The sequence below is a fragment of the Lentzea aerocolonigenes genome (genome assembly GCF_000955955.1).
Lineage (GTDB): Bacteria > Actinomycetota > Actinomycetes > Mycobacteriales > Pseudonocardiaceae > Lentzea > Lentzea aerocolonigenes_A.
In genome coordinates this window covers 1-10,689 of the sequence record NZ_JYJG01000366.1, presented here as the reverse complement: position 1 = coordinate 10,689, position 10,689 = coordinate 1, and the positions used below count along the sequence as shown (strand labels likewise).

Here is a 10,689-nt window from a genome sequence, read left to right as displayed (position 1 = left end):
GTTCCCTTCATCCGTGGTGCTACTTGCCGAAGCCCGCCTTGCGGAGGGCGTCGGCCATGGAGCCGCTCGCGGGCGGCGGCGAGTTGCGCTGCTGGTTGCCGCGCTGCTGCCCACCGCGCTGTTGCGGACGCCCGCCGCGGTCACGACCGCCGCCACCGCCGCCCTGCTGCTTCGGCGCGGGCTTGCCAGGCTCGTCGGTCAGGCGCAGCGTCAGGCCGATGCGCTTGCGGGCCTCGTCGACCTCCAGCACCTTCACCCGCACCACGTCGCCGGACTTCACGACGTCGCGCGGGTCCTTCACGTAGGTGTTGGACAGGGCCGAGATGTGCACGAGGCCGTCCTGGTGCACGCCGATGTCGACGAACGCGCCGAACGCGGCCACGTTCGTCACGACGCCCTCCAGCACCATGCCGGGCTTGAGGTCGGCGATCTTCTCGACGCCGTCGGCGAACGTCGCGGTCTTGAACGCCGGGCGCGGGTCGCGGCCGGGCTTCTCGAGCTCGCGGAGGATGTCCGTGACCGTCGGCAGACCGAACTGCTCGTCGACGAACTTCTCCGGACGGAGCTTCGTCAGGACCGCGGAGTTGCCGATCAGCTCTGCGCCCGCCTCGGTCTGCATCTTCCGCACGACCGGGTAGGCCTCGGGGTGCACGGAGGAAGCATCGAGCGGCTCGTCACCGCCGCGGATCTTGAGGAAGCCCGCGCACTGCTCGAACGCCTTCGGGCCGAGCCGCGCCACGTTCTTCAACGCGGTACGGGTCTTGAACGGCCCGTTCTGGTCGCGGTGCAGCACGATGTTCTCCGCGAGACCGGCGGTGATGCCGGAGACGCGGGTCAGCAGCGGCACCGACGCCGTGTTGAGGTCGACGCCGACCGCGTTCACGCAGTCCTCGACCACCGCGTCCAGCGAGCGCGACAGCTTCGACTCCGACAGGTCGTGCTGGTACTGGCCGACACCGATGGACTTCGGGTCGATCTTCACCAGCTCGGCCAGCGGGTCCTGCAGCCGCCGGGCGATCGAGACCGCGCCGCGGATCGACACGTCGAGGTCCGGAAGCTCGGACGACGCGTAGGCGGAGGCCGAGTAGACCGAGGCGCCGGCTTCCGACACCACGATCTTGGTGAGCTTCAGCTCGGGGTGGCGCTTGATCAGGTCGGCGGCCAGCTTGTCGGTCTCGCGCGAGGCCGTGCCGTTGCCGATGGCGATCAGGTCGACGTTGTGCTGCTTGGCGAGCACGGCGAGCTTGGCGATCGACTCGTCCCAGCGGTTCGCGGGCACGTGCGGCTGGATGACGCCGTGCGCGACGACCTTGCCGGTGGCGTCGACGACCGCGACCTTCACGCCGGTGCGGTAGCCGGGGTCGAGACCCATCGTGGCGCGCGTGCCGGCCGGGGCGGCCAGCAGCAGGTCGCGCAGGTTCGACGCGAACACCTTCACGGCCTCGTCCTCGGCGAACTGGCGCAGGCGTCCGCGCAGATCGATGCCCAGGTGCACGAGGATCCGGGTCCGCCACGCCCACCGCACGGTATCGGTGAGCCACTTGTCGCCGGGGCGGCCCCGGTCGTCGATGCCGAAGCGAGCAGCGATCCGGACCTCGAAGGACGACGGGCCTTCTTCGCGCGGCTCCTCCGGCTCCAGGACGAGGTCGAGGACCTCCTCCTTCTCGCCGCGGAACAGCGCCAGGATGCGGTGCGACGGGAGCTTCGCGAACGGCTCGTCGAACTCGAAGTAGTCCGCGAACTTGGCGCCCTCGGTCTCCTTGCCCTCGCGGACCTTGGAGACGACGCGGCCGCGCGTCCACATCTGCTCGCGCAGCTCGCCGATCAGGTCGCCGTCCTCGCCGAACCGCTCGACCAGGATGGCCCGCGCGCCCTGCAGGGCGGCCGCCGCGTCGGCGACCTCCTTGGCCGGGTCGACGAACTTGGCGGCTTCTTCCTGCGGGTTCAGGCCCGGGTCGCCCAGCAGCGCGTCGGCCAGTGGTTCAAGACCGGCCTCCTTCGCGATCTGGGCCTTCGTGCGGCGCTTCTGCTTGTACGGCAGGTAGAGGTCCTCGAGCCGCGCCTTGGAGTCGGCGGCGAGGATCTGCGCTTCCAGGGCGTCGTTCAGCTTGCCCTGCTCGCGGATCGAGTTGAGGACGGCCGCGCGGCGCTCCTCCAGTTCGCGCAGGTAGCCGAGCCGCTCCTCGAGCGTGCGCAGCTGGGCGTCGTCGAGACCGCCGGTCGCCTCCTTGCGGTAGCGGGCGACGAACGGGACGGTCGCGCCACCGTCGAGCAGTTCGACAGCAGAGCTGACCTGGCCGCTGGCCACGCCGAGCTCGTCAGCGATCTTCTGGTGGATGAGCGTTGTCACAGCGCGCCATTCTGCCCGTTGTCCGATTCGACGTGGCACCGTGGCCTCATGACCATCGCCGAGGTCGTCCCTTCGCTGCTGTCGGGCCTGGCTGTTCCGGGTGCGGACAACACCCTGAACCTGCCGTCCTCCCGGCGTGTCGTGCTGCTGCTCGTCGACGGGCTGGGCCACGAGCTGCTGCGTTCGCACGCCGAGCGCGCGCCGTTCCTCGCGAGTCTCTCCAGCCGGGAGATCAACGCCGGGTTCCCGTCGACCACCGCCACCAGTCTCGCGTCGATCGGCACCGGGTTGCTGGCCGGTGAGCACGGCGTCGTCGGGATGTCGTTCTCGGTCGGTGACGAGGTGCTCAACGCGCTGACCTGGTCGCGTGCCGGTGACCACCACCACGACCTGCGCAAGGTGCTCGTGCCCGAGGTCGTCCAGCCGCACCCGACGGTGTTCGAGCGGGCCGCGGCGGCCGGGGTGGCGGTCAGCACGGTCGCCCCGTTGAACCAGCGGACGAGCGGGCTGACCCGTGCGGTGCTGCGCGGATCGTGGTTCCGCGGCGTGGCCGGGTTCGGCGACCTCGCGCTGGGCGCTGTCGCGGCGGTCCAGCAGGACCGCTCGTTCTGCTACGCCTACCACGCGGATCTCGACATGATCGGGCACCTCTACGGGCCCGGTTCCGACGAGTGGCTGCTGCAGCTGGAGTTCGTGGACGCGCTGGCTTCCCGGATCGCTGCCCGAATGCCGGCTGACTCCTTGCTCGTGGTCACGGCGGACCACGGCATGATCACCGCGGACGACCGGATCGACTTCGACACCGAACCCCTGCTGTGGGAAGGAGTCCGGGTGATCACCGGCGAACCGCGGGTGCGCTATCTGCACACCGAAAGTGATGAGGTGCTCGCAGTTTGGCGCGATTTCCTGGGGGATCGCGCGGACGTGGTGCGGCGTGAGGAAGCTGTCGACGCGGGCTGGTTCGGCCCGGTCAGCCCGTTGGCGCTCGACCGCATCGGGAATGTTGTCGTGGCAATGAAAAACTCGGCGGTGATCATTCGTGGCCAGGCGGAACCGTTGTTCAGCAAGATGAACGGGTTCCACGGGTCTCGAACCAGACAGGAATTGGCAATTCCGCTGCTGGTTCATGCCTCCTGAGGTCTCAAATGGTCAGTCGCGAGCATTCCGTCGTTATCTTCTGACGGTGACGGAAATCCGGCTGCTCGGACCTCTGGAGGTGTTCGCGGGCAGCGGCGAGCGGGTGCGGATCGGCAGCACGCGGGACCAGAAGGTGCTGGCGGCGCTGGCGCTCGCCGGCGGGCGGCTGGTCGCGCTCGACCACCTGGTGGCCGTCGCGTGGGACGCCGATCCTCCTTCCACCGCACGGCATCAGGTGCAGAAGTCGATCGCGTCGATGCGAGCGGTGCTCGGTTCCTCGGTGATCATCACGGACGGCACGGCCTACCGCGTCGTGGCCTTCGTCGACGTCGCGGCGTTCGAAGATCGCGTGCGGTCGGCCGCGGCCTTCGAACCCTCGCAGGCGGCCGCGGTGTTGCGCGAGGCGTTGGAGATGTGGCGTGGTCCGGCGCTGGCCGGGTTGACCAGCTCGGAGCTGCGGGTCGACGCCGACCGGTGCAACGAGCGGCGGATCTCGGTCACCGAGCGGTGTTGTGCCTTGGAGCTCGGGCTGGGGCGGCATCGCGAGCTGGTGCCGGAGATGACGGCGCTGGTGGCCGAGCACCCGTTCCGCGAAGGTCTGGTCGCGTTGCTGATGACCGCGTTGTACCGGTCGGATCGGCAGGCCGATGCTCTGGAGCTGTACCGGGTCACGCACCGGCGGCTCGTCGACGAGCTGGGCGTCGAGCCCGGTGCGGTGCTGCGCGAGGCGCACGACGCGGTGCTGGCACAGGACTCCGGCGTGGTCTCGTCCGTGGTGCCCAGACAGCTGCCTGCTGATCTGGTGCGGTTCACCGGCAGGGACGAGCATCTGGTGTCGCTGGACGCGTTGCTGGAGTCCAGTTCGACCGTGGTGATCACGTCGATCGCGGGTGTGGCGGGCGTGGGCAAGACCGCTTTGGCCGTGCACTGGGCGCATCGGGTCAGCGAGTCCTTTCCGGACGGTCAGCTCTACGTGAACCTGCGCGGGTTCGACGACGCGCCGCCGATCACGCCTTCCGAGGCGCTGACCGGGTTTCTGCGCTCGCTGGGCATCACCCAGGTGCCCGGCGCCGAGCTGGAGCAGGCCGCGCTGTACCGGTCGGTGCTGGCGCAACGGCGGATGCTCCTGCTGCTCGACAACGCCGTCTCCGAGGACCAGGTGCGGCCGTTGCTGCCCGGCAGTCCCGGCTGCGTCGTCGTGGTGACCAGCCGGAACGACCTGCGCGGGCTGATGGCCGTCGACGACGCGCATCGGCTGGAACTGGACGTGCTGACGCCGTCCGAGTCCGCCGCGTTGATCGGGCGGATGCTGGGCCCGGCGCGGGCGTCGGCCGAACCGGACGCGGTGGCGTCGCTGGCGCGGCTGTGTGGACATCTGCCGCTCGCGTTGCGGGTGGCGGCGGCGAACCTGGCGGCGTCACGGGACCGCGTGGCCGATGCCGTGGCGGCGCTGGAAGGCGACGACCGGCTGTCGAAGCTGGCGATCCGCGGTGACCAGCGGGGTGTCGTGTCGGCGGCTTTCGATCTCTCCTACCGTGAGCTGGCGGCGGGGCCCGCGCGGTTGTTCCGGCTGCTGGGGTTGTTGCCGCGCACCGACTTCACCGTGCACGCTGCTGCTGCTCTGCTGGGTGAGTCGCCAGCGTCGGCACAGGCGTGCGTTGCCGCGCTGGAGATCGCGAACTTGATCGAGCCGCACACCGCCGGCCGCTACCGCCTGCACGACCTGCTGCACCTCTACGCCCGCGGCCTCGGAGCGGATTCCGAGGCGCGACAACGGTTGTTCGACTTCTACGTGCTCACCGCCGACGCCGCACTGGACCTGCTGATGCCGGGGATGCTGCACGCCGAACGCCCGTCGCGCACGGTCGAGGTGCCGCCGTTCGGCGACCGCGACTCCGCACTGTCCTGGTTGGACAGTGAGCGGGACAGCATGGTGGCGCTGGCGTTCAGCGGCTGCTGGCACATGGCCGACGCGCTGCGCCGCTACCTCTGGTTGCGCAGCGACCACCAGACGGCCCAGGCGGTGTCGGCCGCCGCCCTGAGGCAGGCCGAGCTGGACGGTGACCTGCTCGGCCAGGCGACCATGGAGTCCGCGATCGGCACCGCCATCACGGGCAGGGACGCGGGAAGCGCGGTCGGGCACTACTCGCGCGCGGTGGAGTTGTACCGGGCGGCCGGCGAGGTGGTCGGCGCGCACCGGGCGTTGCACAACCTCGGCGCGTGCTACGTCGTGCAGGGCCATCCGATGAAGGCTCTGGAGGTCTACCGCGAGGCGTCCACGCACGATGCGGGCGCTCCGGAAGCCGCGCTGATGCTGATCATCGTCGGCCCGGCGCTCGTCGCGATCGGCGACCTGCACGAGGCGCTGGCGCACTACGACAAGGCGCTCGAGCTGGCACCCGACGACGTCCCGGCCCTGGGCTGGACGGCCGACGTGGCGCTGGCACTGGGCGACGTGTCGTACGCCCGCGACCTGATCGCCCGCGCCGCTGCCGGCGCCGCGGGCGTGCCGCACTGGGAGCTGTGCGTGCTGCACGACGAAGCCCTGCTGCACATGGACACGGGCGCGTCGGCTCAGGCGATGTCCGTGGCGACCCGGCTGCGCGACCAGGCCCTGCGCGCGTCCGCGAACTCGCACTACCTGCTGCGCGCGCTGGACGTCATCGGCAACGTGCACCGTCACGTGGGCCGGTACGACCTGGCGATCGCCTCACTGACCCGCGGGATCTCCGTGGCGGTGGACCGCGGGGTCGCCTACCAGGAGGCGTGGCTGCGCGTGTCGCTCGCGCGCGCTCTCCTCGCCGCCGGGGACACCGCGGAGGCCGCCCGGCACGCGCACCTGGCTCTGGAACTCGCTGTGGCACGCGGCTTCCAGGTGATCCGCGCCCGCGCGCTGACGACGCTGTCCGTGCTCGAGCGGGAGTCGTTGCTGGAGGAGGCGCTGGAGATCGCCCTGTCGACCGGCCACGCGCTGGCACAGGCCGAGGCGTGGTCCTTTTCGGGCGAACACGAGCGGGCGGGGGCGATCTTCCAGCGCTGCACGGGTTCGGCCGCGCACGCCCCGGCCGGCGTGCTGACACTCGAGCCTTCTTGTACGTTCTGCTCGTGACGATCTCATTGCCCGGACCGGTCGCCTTCGTTCTCGGCGGTGGAGGGAGTCTCGGCGCGTCGCAGGTCGGCATGCTGCGCGCGTTGCGGGAACACGGTGTGCGGCCCGACCTCGTGGTCGGCACCTCCGTGGGGTCGGTGAACGGGTCGTTGCTCGCGCTGGACCCCGAGAAGGCGGCTGAGCGGCTGGCCGTGATGTGGGAGGGGATGACCCGGCAGCGGGTGTTCCCCGGCGGACCCATCGCGCAGCTGCGGTCGTTGCGGACCAACAAGACCTACCTGTTCCCGAACACAGGTCTGGCCGACGTGCTGGCCGAAGGGCTTTCCGGGTGTTCTTCGTTCGATGCCCTGACGTTGCCGTTCGGTGCGGTCTCGGTGGACTGCGTGACGGGTGAGGCCGTCAACATCACGTCCGGGTCGCTGGTGCCGGCGATCCTGGCCAGCGCGGCGATTCCCGGGGTGTATCCGCCGGTGCGCATCGGTGACCGGGTGCTCTACGACGGCGGCGTGCTGGCGAACGTGCCGATCCGGCAGGCGCTGGCGATGGGCGCGCAGTCGTTGGTGGTGCTGGATTGCGCGTTCCCCGGGCATCTGCCGACGGTGCCGGAGACGCTGGCCGAGACGTTGTTGTTCTGGGCGACCCTGGGCATGCGGAACCAGGCCGTGCTGGAGGTGGAGCTGGCGTCGCAGCACGCACCCGTGCTGTACCTGCCGGGGCCGCCCGTGCAGGCGGTGACGCCGCTGGACTTCTCGCACACCGCGGAACTGGTGGAGGCCTCCTACATCGCGTCGACGGCGTTCCTGACGTCGGTGGAGATCGCGGGCGCCGGGTTGTACGGACACCCGTCCCACGGTTAGGGCTGAACGGGTGAACGGTGAGGTTCCTGCTAACGGACAACTGTCCTGGCCGGACTTACCCGACACACCTTGAACGAAGTTCGATCGTGCTCGGCGGACGCGGTCATGGCCTGGGAGTGCGCCATGAACTCTGACGACGTCGTGTTGACGACTGCCGAACAAGAGCTGGTCGAGGAGATCGAGAACGGTGGGCGCGTCGTCTTCGCCGGCGCGGGGCGAGAGATCCGCGGCAGGGTCCTCACCCGTGAGCTGCTGCGCACCAAGGAGATCCGGGTGCGCAAACTGTGCATGTCCGATGTGCGGCTGACCGGAGAGATCGACCTGGAGGCCGGCGACGTCGGCTTCCCAGTGCGGTTGGACCGGTGCACGTTCAACCAGCCGCCGGTCCTCGAGCAGGCGAACATCGCCGGGCTGTACCTGGTCGAGTGCACCTTGCCAGGTCTGCGCGCCGCACAGGTCCAGGTGAGCACCAGCCTGTCGCTGCGCCACTGCACGGTGTCGGGCCGGATCGATCTGATGGGTGCCCACGTGACAGGGCAACTGGTGTTGCGCGGCTGTCACGTCGACGGACGCGGCGGGGAGGCGATCAAGGCGGACGGCCTGCACGTCGACCAGGACCTCATCTGCTCGGACGGGTTCAGCGCCGACGGCCAGACGCGGATGATCGGCGCGGTGATCGGCGGTCAGTTCATCTGCGAGGGTGCGGCCTTCCGCAACCACGGTGACAAGCCGACGCTGGAGCTCAACGGGCTGGTGGTCAAGGAACACGTCTTCTGGCGCGAGGGTTTCACCGTGCACGGCCGGGTCAACCTGCGAGGCGCCCAGATCGAAGGTTCGCTCGACTGCCATCGCGCCCACTTCGCCAACCCGGGCGACCTGGCGCTGGAAGCGGTCGGCATGCACGTCCACCAGGTGGTCAAGTTCTCGGCCGGATGCAGGGTGGACGGTGAGATCAACCTGACCGGATGCCGGGTCGGCGGCTGGGTGGACTTCACCGGAGGCGAGTTCGTCAACGAAGGCCGCAAGGCGGTCGACCTGGCGCGGGCGTCGATCGCGCAGAACCTCATCTTCCAGTCCGGTGCCGTGGTCAAGGGCAAGGTGCTGCTGGCGGGCGCCGACATCGGGGGAAGCCTGTGGGCGCAGGGCGGACGGTTCGAGAACGAGACGGACACGGCGATCGACGCCACCGGCATGCACGTCCACCGCGACGTCCTGCTGTCGGAGAAGACGCTGGGCTCGGTCGCGGACACGGACGGGTTCCTCGCACGAGGACGGGTGGTGCTGAGCGACGTCCGGGTGGGAGGCAACCTGGACTGCGCCGGCGGCAGGTTCGTCAACCCGCAGCGAGAAGCGATGATCGCCCGCGGCATCGCCGTCACCAGGGATGCCTTGCTGCGAAACGGGTTCGTCGCCGAGGGAAGGGTCGACCTCGCGGACGCGACGGTCGGCGGGTCCCTGGATCTCACGGCAGCGCGGCTGGGGGAGCGAGGAGAGGCGCTGCGGTGCGACCGGGTGGCGGTCGGTCAGTCGGTGTCCTTCGTCAAGGTTCGCGCCGAGGGCTCTGTGCACATGTGCAACGCGCGGATCGGTGCCGACGTCTCGTTCGCGGGCGCGGCCTTGATGGGCTCGAAGACGGCGCTCGAGCTGAAGGGTTCGGTGATCGGCAGCACGTTGCGGCTCAAGTTCGCGGAGCGGCCCACGGGAATGCTGAACTTCTGCCGGTTGCGGGTGGCGACCCTGGACGACCGGCAGAGCGACTGGCCGGACGAGGCGAAGCTGAACAACTTCGTCTACAGCGCACTGCGTGAACGGTCCACGGACGTGACGAAGCGGATCGCCTGGTTGCAGCGGCAGCCCGAGTACGTGCCGCAGGTCTACCAGCAGCTGGCGTCGGTCTACTCGGCCGCCGGTCAGCACCACGAGGCCGCCAAGGTCTTGATCGCCGGGGAGGACCAGCGTCGCTGTGAGCGCAAGAGCTTGCCGGGAAGGGTGCACCGGACGCTGTGGTGGATCCTGAAACCCACCGTTGGCTACGGCTACCGGCCGTTGTGGGTGCTCGGGTGGCTGGCTGGCCTGGTCGTCGCGGGTGGCGTCGTCTTCCACCTGCTGGGGCCCGGCAGCTTCCTCTCGACGAGGACCGAGGTCCCCAACACGCGGTTCGACCCGTGGCTCTACACGATCGATCTGCTGTTGCCCGTGGTCAGCCTCAAGCACAGCGATCTCTGGGTGCCGCTCGGCGTCGCGAAGTTGTGGTCGCTCTTCTTCACCTTGATCGGGTGGGTGCTGGCGATCTGCCTCGTGACCGGTGTCGGCCACCTCTTCAAGCGTGACCGCTGAAGACATCGGCTCATTTGGATGCTTTTTCGATTCAGTTGGTCGTGTAACTCAGTCATACCTCCGAGGACCTATTGAATTTCAGCGGCTGAGTGGCGTAGACCTTTGCGCGGTAACACCGAGCACGTCTTCCTACCGCCGCAGGAGGCGTCCACCAGGAGGCTGGCTCGTGCGCAAAACACTGCGTCGTCTCGGCGTGTTGATGACCGCCGCTCTACTCGTTGTCGGCGTGAGCACTCCGGCACAGGCCGAGGTGCTGCATCCGCGGCAGGACTGGCTGCGGGCGTCGACGTCCGGTCTGTTCCTGCACTGGGGGATGCGGACGAATCCGGGCTACACCAGTTGTAGCGCTTGGGAGTCCGCTGTCACCGGCGGTGGCTGGTCGGCCAAGTACTGGGTGGACGAGGCGAAGAAGCTGCATGCCCAGTACCTGGTGCTGGCGTCGTTCCACTCGCGCCTGGGCTACGCGCGTGCCTGGCCGTCGTCGATTCCTGGCTCCTGCGCGACGAAGCGCGACTTCCTCGGTGAGCTGATCGACGCCGCAGACAAGGAGGGCCTGAAGGTCATCAACTACATGACCGACGACCCGCAGTGGCACGACGAGGGCGGGCACGAGTGGCTCGACTCGGCCGCGTACTCGAAGTACAAGGGCAAGACGGTCAACCTGCAGGAGCGGCCCGGGTTCGGGCAGTTCAGCTACGACAACTTCGTCGAGGTCATGCAGCGGTACCCGAAGCTCGCCGGGTTCTGGATCGACAACGACAACGCCTACTGGGAGCAGAACGGTCTGTACGAGCGGATTCGTCACGACCGGCCGGACATGGTCCTCAGCAACAACAACGAGGACACGCCGATCATGGACACGATCAGCAACGAGCAGAAGACCGGCATGACGCCTTCCT

The 10,689-nt window shown here is 69.1% G+C and carries 6 protein-coding genes; 5 read left to right on the top strand and 1 reads right to left on the bottom strand.

The features are described from left to right. Window positions 1-19 precede the first annotated feature (19 nt). Window positions 20-2,350 carry a Tex family protein gene (locus UK23_RS38500; protein WP_045316715.1) on the bottom strand — a complete coding sequence of 777 codons (2,331 nt, stop codon included), beginning with the start codon at window positions 2,348-2,350 and terminating at the stop codon, window positions 20-22. A 48-nt stretch (window positions 2,351-2,398) separates the two neighbouring features. On the opposite strand from UK23_RS38500, the gene UK23_RS38495 reads away from it, so the two are divergent. The 5 genes from UK23_RS38495 to UK23_RS38475 form a co-directional block, all read left to right on the top strand. Continuing rightward, window positions 2,399-3,487 carry an alkaline phosphatase family protein gene (locus UK23_RS38495; protein WP_045316718.1) on the top strand — a complete coding sequence of 363 codons (1,089 nt, stop codon included), beginning with the start codon at window positions 2,399-2,401 and terminating at the stop codon, window positions 3,485-3,487. Window positions 3,488-3,533: 46 nt separating this feature from the next. Continuing rightward, complete coding sequence (locus tag UK23_RS38490; protein ID WP_045316714.1) at window positions 3,534-6,596, top strand: AfsR/SARP family transcriptional regulator; 3,063 nt, start codon at window positions 3,534-3,536, stop codon at window positions 6,594-6,596. Beyond that, a complete protein-coding gene (locus UK23_RS38485) occupies window positions 6,593-7,453 on the top strand; it encodes a patatin-like phospholipase family protein (RefSeq protein ID WP_045316717.1) in 861 nt (286 codons plus the stop codon). The genes UK23_RS38490 and UK23_RS38485 overlap by 4 nt, the downstream gene beginning before the upstream one ends. A gap of 123 nt (window positions 7,454-7,576) precedes the next feature. Then, a complete protein-coding gene (locus tag UK23_RS38480) occupies window positions 7,577-9,790 on the top strand; it encodes a hypothetical protein (protein WP_156213697.1) in 2,214 nt (737 codons plus the stop codon). Window positions 9,791-9,989: 199 nt separating this feature from the next. Further along, a partial coding sequence (locus tag UK23_RS38475; protein ID WP_045316716.1) for an alpha-L-fucosidase occupies window positions 9,990-10,689 on the top strand: 700 nt, incomplete at its 3' end.

Bases quoted from the DNA above. Each gene is read 5' to 3' on its own strand.
- UK23_RS38495 (WP_045316718.1), top strand. From the start codon at position 2,399: ATGACCATCGCCGAGGTCGTCCCTTCGCTGCTGTCGGGCCTGGCTGTT.
- UK23_RS38480 (WP_156213697.1), top strand. From the start codon at position 7,577: ATGAACTCTGACGACGTCGTGTTGACGACTGCCGAACAAGAGCTGGTC.